Below are 16,863 nucleotides of genomic sequence, written 5' to 3' on the forward strand. Positions count from 1 at the left end.
TACCAGCACAGGGTTGGATATATAACGAAAAAGGTGAGGTGGTGCTGGTCGCTTATGATCCTACTAAGACTGGCCTACAGCGTGAGCAGCCAGCACCTACTAGTAATTGTGCTGCAGTGAAATAAGATATGTAGAACGTTTAAGCTTTGATTCGGTGTCGATTTAACCTCACCCCGCCCTTACGGGCACCCCTCTCCTTAGCAAGGAGAGGGGAGGTTTTGGCGTTAGCCAAAGCCGGGGTGAGGTAATACGCGCGTCATCCAAACTTTAATCTCAACACTGAAAAGATAGCCGCGCTAAGAACCGCACTTGCAGGAACTGTAATCACCCATGCTGCAGCAATTCCTTGAAGAGTTTTGAATTTAATAGACTTAATATCTTGCACCAATCCAATACCAACGACACCACCAACCAAAGCATGGGAGGTGGAGACGGGTAAACCCAACCGAGAGGCAAGGAGGATAGTTGTGGCAGTTGCGAGTTCAGCACAAAATCCACTACTGGGTTGCAAGGAAATAATACTTTCGCCAATCGTGGCGATAACTTTTTTTCCCAAAATGGCTAAACCAGTCACAATTCCAACGCCACCAAGTATTAGAATCCATATGGGGATGTTAAAACCATCTGTAGGTACTGTGCCAGTGCGGTTAATGTAAGCAATTGCAGCTAGAGGAGCGATCGCATTTCCCACATCATTAGAACCATGAGCAAAAGCAACAAAACAAGCACTAAGCAATTGAAATCGACCAAATATCCCCTCAACAGGATTAGTGAATCGGGGATTTCGGATTACTACTCTTCCTTGCTCCCCTGCTCCCCCTGCTTCCCCTACTTCCCCTGCTCCCCTGCTCCCCTGCTCCTCTGCTCCCCTGCTCCCCACCTCCAACTGTCGCCAGCTGTAAAAGGTGAGTCCAACTGCAGCTACAGCACCAGTTACCAATGGAATATCATGGGCAGGTATTTTGAAACCAACTTGCTCAATCAGAAAAGTTGCTAGTCCCTGAGTTAATGACGGTAGCACAATCACACCAAATATCCCCAGCAAAACAGCACTCAACCAAGGAATCCACTCGTTTAACTGTATTAATGGATTTGGTTGATCTAAAATCCAGCGCTTGATTTGACTGTAGAATAAAGCAGCAATTGCACCAGTGATGACTGGGGTGATAATCCAACCTATCGTGATTTGTCCAATTGTTGACCAATCGATCGCACTCACTCCCAAAGCAACCCAACTAAATCCGGCGATCGCACCAACAACCGCATGAGAAGATGATACAGGCAAACCCCGTGATGTGGCAATTTGCAGCCACAAACCGCCAGAAAGCAGCACCGCCACCATTCCAGTAACTAGCATTTGCGGTGTATCGGCAAACAAAGCTGGGTTGACAATTTCTGTCGCCAAAGTTTGCGATACTTCTTGTCCAAACAGTACCGCACCCGTAAACTCTAACACTCCAGCAATAATCAATGCCTGTTTGAGGGTAACAGCTTTGGAACCAACAGAAGTTCCCATTGAGTTAGCAACGTCATTTGCTCCGAGATTCCAAGCGAGATAAAAGGCGAGAAGTGCAACTATGATGACAAGCATTTTGTTTGTGTGGAATATGAGGGGAGTGAGGGAATGTGGGAGTGAGAACAATACGGTTCGGTAATATCGGTTATCTCAAAGGAGATCCCCCCAACCCCCCTTAAAAAGGGGGGCTATCTTACCCATTTACCCCCTTTTTAAGGGGGTCGCCGCAGGCGGGGGGATCTTATCCGAACCATATTGGGAGTGTGGGAGTCAGGTAAGAAGAGGAAACGGGGCACAAAGATCTCTTGCTGGGAGGAAGAAAAGCCAATGGACACTAGCTCTCCCTGCTCCCTGCTCCCTTCTCCCTTCTCCCTCTCTACGGATAAATCAAAATCTTATACGTTTCTGCAGTCGGAGTGATCGCCTGTTCCACTGCTGCTGATAAATCTTGTAATGGATAGCGATCGCTAATCAATGCTTGCACATCTATGCGTCGATTAAAGACAATATCAGCTGCTAAACTTTGAATGCGGTACGATGAACTGTAACTGCCCATCAGGTCAATTTCCCTACGATAGAGAAGATTCGGATTAACTGGAATTTCCATCTCATCAGGAAACTCTGCGAAAAAGAGAATTTTTCCACCTTTGCGAGTACAGTCGAGGGCTTGAAAGAAAGCTTTATCACTTGGGACTGCAAGTAGGGTAACATCAACACCCATGCCATTGGTCAAATCATGAATTTTTGCTGGTAAATTGGCATCACGGGCATCAAAAGCAGCTTCTGCACCTACACTCAAAGCTTTTTCTATGCGGGATGGGAGTAAGTCGGTGGCGATCGCCTTCGCCCCAAAATACTTCACCAACATGATAAACATTAACCCAATTGGTCCGGCTCCAGTAATCAAAACTGTTTGCCCAGGAGCAATTTGAGCTTTTTTCACTGCTTTGAGGCAGCAATTTGTTGGTTCTACAAAACTTGCTTCTTCAAAACTGATATTATCAGGAATGGGAATCAACCCCCCATTACGCACAATATGACCGGGAACTTTGACATACTCAGCAAAACCTCCACCACTAGCGTTAAATCCTGCTGTCGTAGAGATGTTTTTGTAAGTATCGCACATCGAGAAATTATCATTTAGGCAGTAATCGCAACGCATACAAGGGATATGGTGCATCACCGCCACCCGTTGTCCAACTTGCCAGCCTTTGACTTGCGAACCCACCGCTGATATAGTTCCAGCAGTTTCATGTCCAAAAATGCGCGGCGGTTCATACAAAGGATAACGAATTTTTTTGATATCCGACTGACACAACCCCACCACCTGCACCTGTACCAGAACCTCATCCGGTTCCAGTGTCGGTACGGGCAGTTCTTCGTAAGAAAGTTGATTAACGCCTCTAAATACCTGTGCTTTCATGTTAAATTTTCACCACTCAACGATCATACATTTAACACTTAGGGCGTTCTTTATGTGACTTGCTACAAAATTTTCGTCACGTAAATATTTTGTGGTAGTTTAAATTACATGAATCTTGAGATTTAAAAGAGGCATGGGGAAAAGAACACAGGAGTCTAAAACAACACACAGAGAAGCCATTTCACTATTCTGATTCTTCATTTTTCTCGTCGTAGAACCCCTCATCTTGCAAAAACTGAGTCAGTTCGTTAAGCGCTTCTCGACGCTTTTTACCCCGTTGTTCTTTATACCGGACTAAATTCTCAAAACAAACCCGTCGATGTGAACCCACCTTAATGTAGGGAATTTCTCCCTGTTCTAATAACTTAACAACATAAGGTCGTGAAACGTTGAGAAATTCAGCGGCTTGTTGTGTTGTCATTTCATAACTGTGGGGAACTAGAGATACAGCTTGTCCTGATGCCATTGCATGGACGACATGACGCAGCACTTGATAAAGTGACTCAGGAATGTCAATTTGTTCTCCATTAGCTCCTATTAGTTTCGCCTGAGAATCTTGGTTATTAAGAATATCTTCTAGTTGCTTAATAGACTGGGCTTCTTGTTCAGTCTTCACTGCTTTTATAGGCACGTTATGTCTTAATATCATTGTCATTTTTTCAATATTTTATAACTCTATGCAACCTACGATAACACATAATATATTACATAAACGAAATATCCGAAATAATTAAGGACTTTTCTTCACACCTGCCAAAACAAATTTGATCGCCGCCTCAATATGCTTTTCTAGCATTTCTGGACTGAGGCGATCAATCTCAGGAGTTAAGTGTTTCCAATTTTATTGCACAGTAAAGAGGCTTATCGCTGGGTGCTAAACAGGGCTGAAATACCTAATTTATAGTACATATATACGATTCTTCAGTCCAATTCCGAACTCTATTAATGATGAGTTGTAGTTAGTACTCGATACTTAGCACTGTTTTAACGAGATTCAAAAATGATTCATCAAACATACACAGCTGACGTCTTAGTCGTCGGCGGTGGAACAGGAGGAACCGCCGCCGCCATTCAAGCAGCGCGACGGGGGGCAAAAACTATCCTTGTGAGTGAATTTCCTTGGTTGGGGGGAATGCTGACTTGTGCTGGGGTATCTGCACCAGATGGGAATGAACTAGAAGCTTTTCAAACAGGGTTATGGGGTGCGTTTTTACGAGAATTACAGCACCGCCAGCCGGGAGGATTAGACAATTGTTGGGTTAGCTTTTTTAGTTACGATCCGCGTATTGGGGCAAAGATTTTTGCAGATTGGGTGCAGGAATTGCCCAATTTACTTTGGATCACAGGACAAGTGCCGTTAGAAGTTTTCCAGCAGGGGAATTGCGTTTGTGGCGTCCGATTTGCAGATTTGACTGTCAAAGCCAAGATAACTCTCGACGCTACAGAGTTAGGAGATTTATTAGCTTTAGCTGATATACCTTACCGTTGGGGCTGGGAATTACATTCGGAGTGGGGAGAACCAAGCGCCCCAGCAGATTTTAATCATCTCACACAAAGATATCCCGTGCAAGCTCCCACCTGGGTGGTGGTGATGCAAGATTTTGGTGAAGTAGTTGCACCAGAAATCCCAAGCGCACCGAACAATGATCCATCACAGTTTGTTGGTGCTTGGGACGGCTACGGTGCAGAACAGTTTTTGAATTACGGACGTTTGCCCGGTGGTTTATTTATGATTAATTGGCCAATTCGTGGTAATGACTACGGTGAAGGTGTGGGGCGATTGATAGAAACAGAAGAAACAAAGCGCGAGTTTCTGCAAGAATGCTTTTGGCACAGCCAAAATTTTGCCCATTTTATCCAAAACCAGCTTGGTCGTCGCTATGGATTAGCTCATAACATTTTCCCTCACTCCCTCTGTCCCTCCTCCTTCGCCCTTCACCCTTACTACCGGGAAAGCCGCCGTCTAGTGGGACTAACGACCATTCGAGAACAGGACATTTTGCCCATAACTGGAGGTATGGTTGCATCTTTATATATAGATGCAATAGCGATCGCTAACTACCCCAACGACCACCATTATCCAGGTGTCGAGTTCCAAGTACAACCCAAATCGATGCGCTGGGGAGGACGGAGAACGGGAACTCCCTTCACAATTCCCTACCGTTGTTTAGTTCCTATAGAAACAGATGGTTTACTAGTATGCGAGAAGAACATTTCTGTTTCTCATATTGCCAATGGAGCAACCAGATTGCAGCCTGTGGTGATGGGTATCGCTCAAGCTGCAGGTATGGCTGCAGCTTTGTGTGTTGAGTTGGATTTAAGCCCCCGAAATTTGCCAGTTAGAGTTTTACAAGAAGCTTTATTACATGATAAATATGCACCAGCAGCAATTATTCCATTATTGAATTCGCTCCCAAAAGATCCGGATTGGTTGCATTGGCAATCGTACTATTTAGAAGAACCAGAATTATATCGAATTCATGGAAATTGCCTTTGTTTATCTTCCTGTCAACATCAGAATGTTGATAGCAATAATACCATAACTGTACGAAAGATTAACTGTTTCCAGGGCATCTTTCACCACATATCTGAACAAGATTACAAATTCACTATCACTGCGCCAAGTATCCATAGGGGGGATACTTGGCAGATTGTGACTTTGCGATCGCACATCCATGAGCAATTGCAAACTTTTTGTGATCAGCAACTGCTCACCATTTGCGGTCGAATGAATCACGCTCTTAATTGGTTGATAGTTGAAAACCTCAGCAGATAGAAGAGGATTAAACAGTAAAAATCAATACTATTTCCGAAATTATCCGGATGCAGTAAACATAACTCAGTAGTAGTGAAATGAAGAGTTCAAAAATAGACATTTATTATGCGTGCTGCCATTTCATTTATGATCACAGGATTGTTCTTTAGCTCCTTAGCTATTAACACAAAAGCACTTGAGCTACAGGCATCTAACGTTGACTCACAACAGTTGATGGCGGCAGTAGGCAGTACCCAAAAGTCTCGCAAAGACTGGAGGGGCAGTGGTCGCAAACAATTGGTGGAATACATCAAGAGCACACATCCTGTTGTCTAACAACTAGATGCCAATGCTATTTGTTGGGGTGGCAATTGTCTTGTACAAAGAGAATCGAAGTACTGTAAGCCAGGGTTTTTTGAAAATTAATTACACACTCTCCCTAGTATAGATGTGAAACCAAAAATACAATGAGTCTAGGGAACAGTTCTGTATTTCACCCAAAAATTTTTGTTTACTTAGTTACCTGTTAACTTTTGCATAAAGATGCGATGCAAGTTATACGTTTCACTTTAGTGTCATACAAATGACTTGATTCCCATGGCGTTTTTGAGGTTTGAATATGTATGAGAAATTTGGTGAAATAGTATTAGCTGCTAATATTGCAAGCATTAAGAGCCACTTAAATAAAAATGAGTAGGAAATTCCTGAACGCAACCTTCACGTTATCTGTTGAAAAGGTATTAGTTGGGCGTTAGCAGTTCAGTTAAAGTCCATGTGTTTCAGATATTGTGATATCAAGTCCGGTTGATAACTTGTCGTGTGTCCGCACTCGCTGCGGACACCCATTCAAGCGGATTTGATATGACTATTGAGAAATCTCTGTTGAGTACTACAACTTTGTCCAAGAACAGGTTGGAGAAAGACGACTAAGGTTATGGATAGCTGATGAGTGAGAATTCATCAAACAGCTGTTCAGGTGAAATTTGGCAAAAAACGGGGTGGACATTGCCCACCCCACAAACATCACATACAAAACATTTGTTCTATGCCTTCATTTTCTGGCGGTTATCTTGCGTCCCTTTTAAACCATTGAGAAACATCGGCACAAATCTTTCGATCAATGCTTGTGGATCTCGCTTCCAAACTCGCTCAACGGCATTAATCCGAGTTATTTGCAAATCTGGTGCCAACAGAGTCTGCGGTAAACGTTCCATCAGGTACTGAGGACGTTGCCATACAGGCATTGTGTTTGCCACTTCCAGCAGGTTGGCAACTCTACGCAGTTCTGCACCCAAGGTGATATCCATACCAGCTTCAAAAGCTGCTTGTTCAATCGCAGCATACTTTCGCTTGGCTTGATCAACCTTTTGGCGATGTTCTGGACTTTTATCTGCTAACTGCCCCAACCAACGGTTACCCCAGCGAACGTGTCCTGCTTCCTCTGGCAGAATTTTTTCAATCGTTTCGCGGATTTTGATGTTTTCTTCGGTTTGGGGTGCTTGCTTGAGGACGTAAATGTGAGCAGAGAAGTACTCACAGCCCCGTTTTTCAGTTACGTTAATTGCTGCCAATGCGGCAATAATACCATCCTCTAGGTTGTGTTCCGCGTTTAAAAATTCTCGGTCTATCAGACGGTCAAACTCATCAATGTAGGAAGATCCAAGAGGTGTTCCTACATTCGCTCCCAGTTCCACCAATAAATCAGTCAGCCACATAGCATGACGGGCTTCATCGGAGATATGGTGAGATAAATCTCGTACCAGTTCGGGTGGCTGTCCATTGAGCTGTTCAATGACTTCAGTGAGGTCTTTGCAACTGCGTTGCTCACTATAGCGGTAGCGGTTGAGAGTGACCAGATGAATATCGCGATCGCGGACAACTTGTGTCAAGATGTCCCTTGCACCTATAGCGTTTTGAAATTTGCGTGGGTAAGCAACAGCCATAACTTTTTATGAGAGTTATGTAAAGTAATATTAATATTATATTACTTTTCTGTAACCGCCGTAGCTTTTCTTTACATTAAGCAGGCTTTCGAGCAATAAAGTACTTGCTCGCGAGCTTAGCAGTTTATGAGCTAGACCAAAATAATTTTTGCTCTACTGAGGCACTTAAGCGTAAATAAATCTCCAGCCGTATGTCTGAACATTATGCGAAGTATGCCGGGGGAAGCTTCCCCCGGCATACTTCGCGACTACGACGAGAGATCTAGTTTGACGGCTGGAAATTTATTTTTATGGATCTCCCTCAAAAGTCTGATAAGTTAGTTTGGTTAAGGTGTCAGACATGAGAATTGTTTAAGCTTTTGTAACTTTTATTTTTATAATTTTAATAATTTTCATCAAAAAAGCATAAATCCTAAGAAAAGTCTATGTCGTGAGGCAAAATCACTCTTCAGTAAGATGTGAGCCTCTGACTAGCGGCAACGAGACCAGCAAAATATGAAAGAAATACCTTTTTCACGCCCTATGGCTAACGCCACGCCTTACGGTGAGACCCTCATCAAGTACTGGCTCACGCCACATGCCTCAACGCGCTTAACCCGCGCACGGTGAGACAGCGCGAATGACGGCTCTCCCGACCTAGGCGACTGCGTTAGCGCAGCGGAACCGGAGGTTCTCCCCGATAGCCTTAAGGCGTGGCGTTAGCCATAGGGCAGTGGCTCCCCTACACCCCTACACCCTTACACTCCTACACCCCTGTGTTTCTTAAGAAGTAAGAATTTGTTCTTTCCCCCTTACCCCTTTTTCCAAACCGTGAGGGAGATGAGTAGTGCTTGGACGAAAAGTATTGACCCTACTCTCCTTTTAAACTGTCCTCCAAGTGTTTACAAATAACGGGAAGCCGCTTTACATCTACCGACTTCTCTTGGCAACGCATTGGCTCCTGGGTGGAAATCCTAAGTTCCCTACTCTAATTATTAATTTTTATTACAAATTACTATTTAGTAGTTTTTGTTACAGAATTGTGTTTTAGAATAAAAACTATAAAGTTACTGAATGATGACATTACACAAACAATTAAGGAGAACTTTATTATGTCTACTCAAGAAAAAGCCCGTGCTTTGATGATGCGTCACTATCAACTCATTAAGAATCGTCAACAATCGATGCTGGGGCGTGCTGGCGAAGAATTAGGTCTTCCTGGAGAAGTCTCTCACTACTGGAACCCTGTTCAAGGAAAAATAGATCCTACTGTGCGCATAACTTATGATCGCAGCAATGCAGCTATGAGCTAAGTGTTAACAACTAGGGGTGTAGGGGATGTAAGAGCGTCAGTGCACTGAACCCATCACTATCTCTTACGAGTATGCCTGCCTTCGCCTGACGGCTAACAATAGTGACTGACGGTGAACGATTTTTGAAAATTGTTCACCGTTGCTATATGTTGCGTCTATGTTCCTCGCAGTGGTAGATAGATACAAGGCTCAATTTTATCAGTGACGAAAAGTGGCTAAAAACACCTGGTTTTCGATGAAAAACCACAGCGTGATTCTTGTGAGCCTTAAACTCGTGCGCTCTTAAGCGTTAGCAACAGCCTTAAGAAACTAAATCCCCCTTCTTCCCTGTTAAGCGTTTCCTGTTGACGGGACTTAGACAAAAAACACCCAGAAAAAAGCCTCAAATCTATATACACAAAGATTTTGACATCGTTTTGCCTATTTTGTTGATATATCTGGGTTTGTGCCATTTTTTTGAGCATTTGGTGTATTTAGCTTACTCTGCATGGGTTTGAGGCTTGTTTCTTACTCAAAAATGTTTAAGTCCCATTAAGCGTTAAGCGTTAAGCGTTAAGCGTGTTTCTTAAAAGCAGGGGCACTGGCGGCACACCAACCGCTACGAATGAAAGAACACCCCTACACCCCTACACCTCTACACCCCTACACCCCTGTGTTTCTTCAGAGTTAATCTTAAAAACGACCTTATGTAAAGAAAACTTTGTGCATCAAGCTATAAACTTCGGACAAGCCCAGTTTTGAGATATCCTGAAGTAGAAGCCAGCATAACGCGGAGAATCATAGTTGTGAAGTTGCAGCGACCGATTTTAGTGGGAGGATTGGGACTGTCCTTTTCTCTGTGGATGTTACAAAATTTGCACCATTCGATGGTGCAGATTGGTGAATTTAGTTTGTTGAGTTTGTTAGCCGTTGGCGGCGGTTTGTGGTTATTAAAGTCAAATCGCACTCAAAATAGTTCGCAATCGCTAAGCAGTGTACCAGTAGATCGTACGACAGTAGAAGCTAGCATTGCTAAAGCCCAAGCCGTGGTTAACCAACTCGCACAGGAAACAGAAAATCCTCTAACCGTAGGGACATTGCGAGAACAACTTACCCGTCTTACGGCTGAGTTAGATAGACAAGAAATGATTGCTGTTGTCACTGGTGGCAAATCGGTAGGTAAAACGACTTTGATTGAAGTCTTAAAATCTAGCTGGTGTCAAAATGTAGAGACGGGAAGCTTTTCGTTAGTCGAATTCCAAGAAACACCACCTTTGTTTGTCAAAGCAAGCGAAAACTCAGATGTAGATGTTTTGACACACGCAAACAAATCTGATGTTGTCTTGTTCCTGACAAATGGTGATTTAACAGATTCGGAATTTCAAAGCTTACAACAGCTAAAAGCAATCAATCAAAACACGATTCTGGTTTTTAATAAACAAGATCAGTATTTGCCAGATGAACGTGTAAGCGTGTTGCAATCGCTGAAACATCGGATGTCCTCAATTGTTGTGGCGACTGCGGCATCTCCCAGTTTGATCAAAGTACGGAAGCATCAAGAAGATGGTTGTGTGCAAGAATCCCTGGAACTACCAACACCAGACATTCAACAGTTGACGCAGCAGTTGGGTGAAATGTTGACACAGCAACCAGAACAGTTGGTGTGGGCAACTACAATGAGGAAAGTTTTGTTGCTCAAAGCTGAAGCGAAAAACTTGCTGAATGAAATCAGACGCGATCGCGCTGTAAAATCAATTGAACAATACCAATGGATAGCTGCTGCAGCAGCATTTGCCAACCCAGTACCAGCGCTTGATATCTTAGCAACAGCCGCAATTAACGCTCAAATGGTTATGGATTTGGGTGGTATCTATCAGCAAAAATTTTCCTCAGAACAAGCGCAAACAGTTGCTGGCACAATGGGAAGTTTGATGGTGAAACTGGGTTTAGTAGAACTGTCTTCCAAGGCAGTAAGTACAGTACTCAAAACTAACGCTATCACCTTTGTTGCTGGTGGCTTGGTGCAGGGAGTCAGTGCTGCTTATTTAACTCGCATCGCAGGTTTAACTTTAGTTGAATATTTCCAACAGCAGGAAGTCGCGATTCACTCTGGAACAGTGTTAAATCTTGACAAGTTGCGGCAAACTTTGCGAAGCGTATTTCAGCAGAATCAGCAAATGGCTATTTTGCAAAGTTTTGTTAAGCAAGGCGTGAAGCATTTGACGCCACAACCACAGCAACTACAACTTGTTAAATCTGAGATTAGCGCTTAGCCTTAGTCAGGTGGAATTCACACTCACACAAACAAAGTTCGCCTACACAAGCTCAAGTTTCCTAAAGCTGTTCAGGCGGGCTTTGTCTGTATAAGGAAATAGGGAACGCTTAACAGGGAACGCTTAACAGGGAACAGGGGAAAGAATAAAGGTGTACCTACGTGAGCAAAAATCAAATAGGACTCCTATGTAAACTCATGCCATTTACAAGTAAAGATACTGAGAAAATATCAATATTGGTCTTCCCTGATGTGCTGATTATTGTATTAGCGCTAAAAATAGAAGAAAGTTATAGTAATTTAATTAAACTTCATAATTGTTAGGAATAACACTACATGATCTGATAAAGTTCAGATAAAAAACTTAAAAATTATGATTTAATTTATCTAAATAGCTTGAAATTTTTCCATAAAGGTTAATAATTAATCATTGGCAAAAAAGGCGATGGCAGCAGATTATACAGACATTGACATTGCGCCATTTATAGATCACGCTCTGCTGATACCAACCGCTACCTCAAAGCAGGTTGAACAATGGTGTGAAGAAGCAGATAGATTTCATTTTGCGGCGGTTTGTGTGTACCCGACTCATGTGAAGCAAGCCGCAGAACTTTTGCACGGTAAAAAGCCGAAAGTTTGTACAGTGATTGGCTTTCCTACCGGGGCAACAACTTCCGCAACAAAGCTGTATGAAGCTCAAGAAGCAGTGGAAAATGGAGCCACTGAGTTAGATGTGGTGATAAATTTGGGCTGGTTAAAAGCAGGCAACACTGAGAACGTACACCAGGAAATTGCCCAAATATGTGAAGAAACTGGGCAAACAGTCAAGGTTATTTTAGAAACTAACCTGCTGACGGACGCGGAAAAAAGACTAGTAGCAGAAATCTGTATGGATGCTGGTGCAGCATTTCTCAAAACGAGTACTGGTTGGAATGGCGCTACGACAGTAGAAGACGTACGACTTTTGAAAGAAATCACACAAGACAGCGTTGGAATTAAAGCCTCAGGAGGTATTCGCACCATCGACCAAGCTTTAGACTTGATTATGGCGGGTGCAACCAGATTAGGTACTTCTCGCAGTATCGATTTGCTTCATCAACGCCATAGACGGGACTTGAGTGAGTAGTCATTTGTTCTTTGTCTTTTGTCTCAAGCTCATGACTCATGACTAGTAACTAATGACTAATGACTAATGAGTAAAACTTATAAAGCAACTGGAATTAATCTTAAAGCTCAGGCTCTCGGAGAATCAGATAGACTAGTGACAATTTTGACACCAGAGTTTGGTCTGATTCGAGCAGTCGCCCCAGGATCACGAAAACACAACTCCAGTCTTGGTGGTAGAAGTGCAATGTTTGTGGTAAACGAGCTACTGATTGCTAAAGGGCGATCGCTCGATAAAATCACTCAAGCACAAACAATAAAATCTTATCCAGGTCTTGCTAGAAACTTAGGAAAGTTGGCTGCTAGCCAGTATTTAGCAGAAATAGTACTATCTGTAGCGTTAAGCGAGCAACCCCAAGAAGAACTTTATGAGTTACTCAACGAACATCTCAATCGTTTAGAAGTTTTAGAAAGCGCAGAAACATTAAATGTTTTAGCACATCTGGCTCATGGGGTATTTCACCTTTTAGCTTTGGCGGGACTAACTCCCCAAGTACAAGTCTGTTGCATCACTGGACGCTCTCTCATACCAGATTTTACAGATCCAACTTGGCAAGTCGGATTTAGCATACCAACAGGTGGAACAATTTGCTTAAGTGCTTGGGAACGTCTGAAGGAGGAGAAAAGAAAACAACAAAGTTTTCCTAGCTTTCCACCTCATCACCCCAGTTCCACAACTTCTTCCACCATTCCTGCTACTGTGAAAGAGAAGCCTGCCAACTACCAAACAATTATTCATCGGCAAGAAATACCAGTTATATCAAGCCGCTTGAATGCAACAGAACTTGCTATACTCCAGCACCTGTCGCAACCAGAGATCATCCAAGATATAACCAGAAATGATGGCTGGTTATCCGTTGAGCAAGTTTTGCGCTCCTATACTCAGTATCACATTGGTCGCCTTATTCGCTCCGCTGCTTTAATAGATTCTTATTTTGCTGCTAACCATGATGCAACCGTCTGATTTGGATCCAAAAATCCTGCCGTTATCACAAAGTTACGCTAGGAAACAGAATAAGGCATCAATGCCTAAAATCGCTAACAACCCGAATATTCCCAAGTCTCTACCCAGTCATGTTAACTTGCACGAGCAGGCAAAAGACATTTTCGTAAATCAGAAAAATTGTACATCGGAAATCTCAAAAACTGATGTCACTAACCACAAACAACAATCGGAAAACAATTTGACCTCTAGCGAGGCAAATGGCAAAAATAATATTTCCGAAGATAGCACCCAAGAGGCGACAGCAGCTGTAGCAAAAACAACAGAAATAACAGAAGCTTCTGGTTCCAGTCCAGAAGCTGCATCACGTGAACAGCAAGAGCAAGGGTTTTTGCCGATATTAAAAAACCCCAACTTTTTGGCTCTTTGGGGTGGTCAAGTCTTTTGTCAGATGGCAGATAAAGTGTATCTGGTTTTGATGATTGCCATCATTAATACTCAGTTTCAAACAAGCGAACAGAGTATTAGTGGTTGGGTTTCAACGCTGATGATGGCTTTCACCATTCCCGCAATTCTTTTTGGTTCCCTTGCTGGTGTGTTTGTAGATCGCTGGTCGAAAAAGGCGGTGCTAGTAGCAACAAATGTTTTGCGCGGCATACTAGTGTTGGCAATTCCAGCAATGCTGTGGCTGACTCATGATTGGCAACCATTAGTGGGAGTTTTGCCAGTGGGTTTTGCCATCATTTTGACAGTGACTTTCTTGGTTTCTACGCTGACGCAGTTTTTTGCACCGGCAGAACAGGCGGCTATGCCTTTAATTGTCAAAGAAGAGCATTTGCTTTCGGCAAACTCACTGTACACAACAACAATGATGGCGTCAGTGATAGTTGGGTTTGCAGTTGGGGAACCATTGTTAGGGGTAGCAGATCAATTGTGGTCGCAAGTAGGTGGTAGTGATGGACTAGGTAAAGAACTTGTAGTGGGTTGCAGTTATGCGATCGCCGGATTCGTTTTGTTGTTGCTTGTCACTCATGAAAAACCTCAACAAAGCGAAAAAGAATCTCCTCACATTTTTGCTGACTTGCAAGATGGTTTGCGTTATCTAAAAGAAAATTCTCGTCTTCGCAATGCCCTTGTTAAACTGATCATTTTGTTCTCAGTATTTGCGGCATTAACCGTTTTAGCCGTTCGTATGGCAGAATTAATTCCTAACTTAAAAGCTTCCCAATTTGGCTTTTTACTAGCAGCAGGTGGTGTTGGTATTGCTGTTGGCGCAACTCTTTTAAGTTTATTTGGTCAGCGCTTGTCCTATACCCAGTTAAGTTTGTGTGGATGTATAGGAATGGCAGCATCTCTTATCGGTCTGTCGATATTTACTAAACAGTTATGGATCGCCCTGCTTTTAATAACACTGTTAGGTGTCTTTGGGGCGTTGGTGGGTATTCCCATGCAGACAGCCATCCAAACAGAAACTCCGCCAGAAATGCGTGGGAAAGTTTTTGGTTTACAAAACAATGTGATTAATATTGCTTTGTCCTTACCCTTAGCACTAACAGGCGTAGCAGAAACCTTTGTTGGATTACAGACGGTATTTTTGGTATTAGCTGCGATTGTTTTTTCTGGTGGTATATTGACCAGTTACACCTCTTCTAAGTAGCTATCAGATAAAAAGAGTTAATCTTCAGCTTTTACAACCGATTATTTACTGAAAACTTCAGTTGTTATGGTAGACTTACCTCAGTACTAAACTCTCACGAGTCTTGCTGGGAATCAACCCAAGTTTGAGCTAGACGTTATACCTAACGTCTACGAGGGTTGTTAGAAGTTACATAAATTAACAACCCAAAAGTGAAGTAAGTAAAGCCAAAAGTACACTTGTCTAGAAATGTACAAAGCTTTTGTACAAGGTGACAGTAAGTTTTGTGTTGCCCCAAGTTAAGAACCAGCAAGTAAAGCGAGACAAAGGACTAATTAAAAAAGGACAAAAACCTAATATAATAAATTCGCTTTACTGATAGCTAACAAAGAATGCGTATAGCCTGGATTGGAAAAAAATCACCCTTTTGTGGCAATGTCACCTACAGTAGAGAAATTACAAATGCCTTGTTAGACCGGGGACACCAAGTTAGCTTTCTCCACTTCGCTCAAGAAGAATCCGATGTGGGGAACTTGCCTAATTGTCAAGAAGTCACCCTACCCTTCATCTACAAGTCTCAGGTTTACACAATTCCAACTTTCAAAGCGACTAAGGTTTTAACCCAGTCGCTGCGACGCATTAAACCTGATATAGTCCATGCTTCTCTGACTTTATCTCCCCTCGACTTCGTTCTACCAGAAATTTGTGAGCGACTGAAGTTACCTCTGATTGCTACCTTCCATACACCATTTGCTGGAAAGGGCGCAAAACTGGTATCAGGAACACAACTTTTGGCTTATCAACTCTACGCACCTTTTTTGGGTAATTATGATCGCGTGATTGTCTTTTCCCAAATTCAACGAGAATTATTGGCTCGCATGGGTGTTCAGGAACAAAACATTGCTGTCATTCCCAACGGTGTGGATGTTGAAAAATATTCTCCCGGTCTTTCCAATGTCAAAGAAGAATTTCGCGCTGAACGTTTGTTTGTCTACCAAGGTCGGATAGCCCCAGAAAAAAACGTTGAAGCCCTCCTCCGTGCTTGGAAAGATGCACAAATGGGACCAGATAGCACATTGCTCATTGTTGGTGATGGTCCGTTGAAACCTTCTTTAGAGCCATTTTACGATTTGGAGCACAATATTATCTGGTTAGGATTTGTCGCTGACGAACAACGACGAATCGAAATTTTACGGGGAGCAGATGTATTTATTTTACCATCTTTAGTAGAGGGATTATCTTTGTCTCTGTTAGAAGCAATGGCTTGTGGAGCCGCTTGCATAGCAACAGATGTCGGTGCAGATGGAGAGGTAATGGAAAAAGGAGCGGGTGTTATTCTTAACACAAAAACTGTACGTTCCCAATTAAGAACCCTCTTGCCACTATTCCAAGATCATCCCGAATTAACAACCTTGCTGGGGCAGAAAGCCAGAAAGCGGGTATTAGAACAGTATACTCTTAGTAGTAATATTACTCGACTTGAAGAACTTTATACTAAAGTTTTGGAACAGCGACGATTCGTACCGCTAAGTTGGGGAGCGTGAATTATATAGAAAAAAGGGTGAGGTGATACTCATGAATCCAACGCGCGTGTGACCTCACCCCGGCTTTGGCTTACGCCAAAACCTCCCCTCTCCTTAGTAAGGAGAGGGGTGCCCGTTAGGGCGGGAGTGAGGTGAGACCAGTGCTGCAGGAGGGTCTCCCGACCTAGGCATCTGGCGTTAGCGTAGCGAGACCGAAGGTCTTCCCCGGAGGGTTAAATCAGCGTGGAATCAAACCTTAATCGTTCTATAAATCTTATTTCACTGTTGAGATTAGAGTTTTGACAATGCGCGTGTGACCTCACCCCGGCTTTGGCTTACGCCAAAACCTCCCCTCTCCTTAATAAGGAGAGGGGTGCCCGTTAGGGCGGGAGTGAGGTGAGACCAGTGCTGCAGGAG

General features: G+C 43.1%; 12 protein-coding genes. 8 read left to right on the top strand and 4 right to left on the bottom strand.

The window, feature by feature from the left end; translation table 11 throughout:
• Positions 1 to 256: 256 nt before the first annotated feature.
• The 3 genes from AC5JM2_RS16195 to AC5JM2_RS16205 form a co-directional block, all read right to left on the bottom strand.
• Positions 257 to 1,591, bottom strand: coding sequence for an inorganic phosphate transporter (locus AC5JM2_RS16195; protein ID WP_495835892.1), 1,335 nt, complete (start codon positions 1,589 to 1,591; stop codon positions 257 to 259).
• Between the two features lie 301 nt (positions 1,592 to 1,892).
• Positions 1,893 to 2,939 (bottom strand): zinc-dependent dehydrogenase, encoded by a 1,047-nt coding sequence (locus AC5JM2_RS16200; RefSeq protein ID WP_495835893.1) that lies wholly within the window; start codon positions 2,937 to 2,939, stop codon positions 1,893 to 1,895.
• Between the two features lie 184 nt (positions 2,940 to 3,123).
• Positions 3,124 to 3,594 (bottom strand): helix-turn-helix domain-containing protein, encoded by a 471-nt coding sequence (locus AC5JM2_RS16205; RefSeq protein ID WP_495835894.1) that lies wholly within the window; start codon positions 3,592 to 3,594, stop codon positions 3,124 to 3,126.
• Positions 3,595 to 3,939: 345 nt separating this feature from the next.
• Between AC5JM2_RS16205 and AC5JM2_RS16210 the strand changes: the two genes are divergently transcribed.
• Both AC5JM2_RS16210 and patX read left to right on the top strand, forming a co-directional pair.
• Positions 3,940 to 5,715, top strand: a complete 1,776-nt coding sequence (locus tag AC5JM2_RS16210) for an FAD-dependent oxidoreductase (RefSeq protein ID WP_495835895.1) — start codon at positions 3,940 to 3,942, stop codon at positions 5,713 to 5,715.
• Between the two features lie 105 nt (positions 5,716 to 5,820).
• The gene (patX, locus tag AC5JM2_RS16215; protein ID WP_495835896.1) at positions 5,821 to 6,030 is read left to right on the top strand and encodes a heterocyst-inhibiting protein PatX; all 210 of its coding nucleotides are present in this window, start codon (positions 5,821 to 5,823) and stop codon (positions 6,028 to 6,030) included.
• A gap of 707 nt (positions 6,031 to 6,737) precedes the next feature.
• Here patX and AC5JM2_RS16220 read toward each other — a convergent pair.
• Positions 6,738 to 7,637: a ferritin-like domain-containing protein gene (locus AC5JM2_RS16220; RefSeq protein WP_495835897.1), complete on the bottom strand. Its 900-nt coding sequence runs from the start codon at positions 7,635 to 7,637 to the stop codon at positions 6,738 to 6,740.
• Between the two features lie 1,091 nt (positions 7,638 to 8,728).
• Between AC5JM2_RS16220 and gifA the strand changes: the two genes are divergently transcribed.
• The 6 genes from gifA to AC5JM2_RS16250 all read left to right on the top strand — a co-directional run bounded on the left by gifA (position 8,729) and on the right by AC5JM2_RS16250 (position 16,467).
• Complete coding sequence (gene gifA, locus AC5JM2_RS16225) at positions 8,729 to 8,929, top strand: glutamine synthetase inactivation factor IF7A (RefSeq protein WP_495835898.1); 201 nt, start codon at positions 8,729 to 8,731, stop codon at positions 8,927 to 8,929.
• A 779-nt stretch (positions 8,930 to 9,708) separates the two neighbouring features.
• Positions 9,709 to 11,181: a YcjF family protein gene (locus AC5JM2_RS16230; protein ID WP_495835903.1), complete on the top strand. Its 1,473-nt coding sequence runs from the start codon at positions 9,709 to 9,711 to the stop codon at positions 11,179 to 11,181.
• 444 nt (positions 11,182 to 11,625) lie between these two features.
• Positions 11,626 to 12,306 (top strand): deoxyribose-phosphate aldolase, encoded by a 681-nt coding sequence (deoC, locus tag AC5JM2_RS16235; protein WP_495835899.1) that lies wholly within the window; start codon positions 11,626 to 11,628, stop codon positions 12,304 to 12,306.
• A gap of 66 nt (positions 12,307 to 12,372) precedes the next feature.
• On the top strand, positions 12,373 to 13,308 hold the full coding sequence (gene recO, locus AC5JM2_RS16240) for a DNA repair protein RecO (protein WP_495835900.1): 936 nt from the start codon (positions 12,373 to 12,375) through the stop codon (positions 13,306 to 13,308).
• Positions 13,292 to 14,944, top strand: a complete 1,653-nt coding sequence (locus tag AC5JM2_RS16245) for an MFS transporter (RefSeq protein WP_495835901.1) — start codon at positions 13,292 to 13,294, stop codon at positions 14,942 to 14,944. The genes recO and AC5JM2_RS16245 overlap by 17 nt, the downstream gene beginning before the upstream one ends.
• Positions 14,945 to 15,315: 371 nt before the next feature.
• A complete protein-coding gene (locus tag AC5JM2_RS16250) occupies positions 15,316 to 16,467 on the top strand; it encodes a glycosyltransferase family 4 protein (protein ID WP_495835902.1) in 1,152 nt (383 codons plus the stop codon).
• Positions 16,468 to 16,863: the final 396 nt, after the last annotated feature.

Source organism: Brasilonema angustatum, from assembly GCF_059505445.1.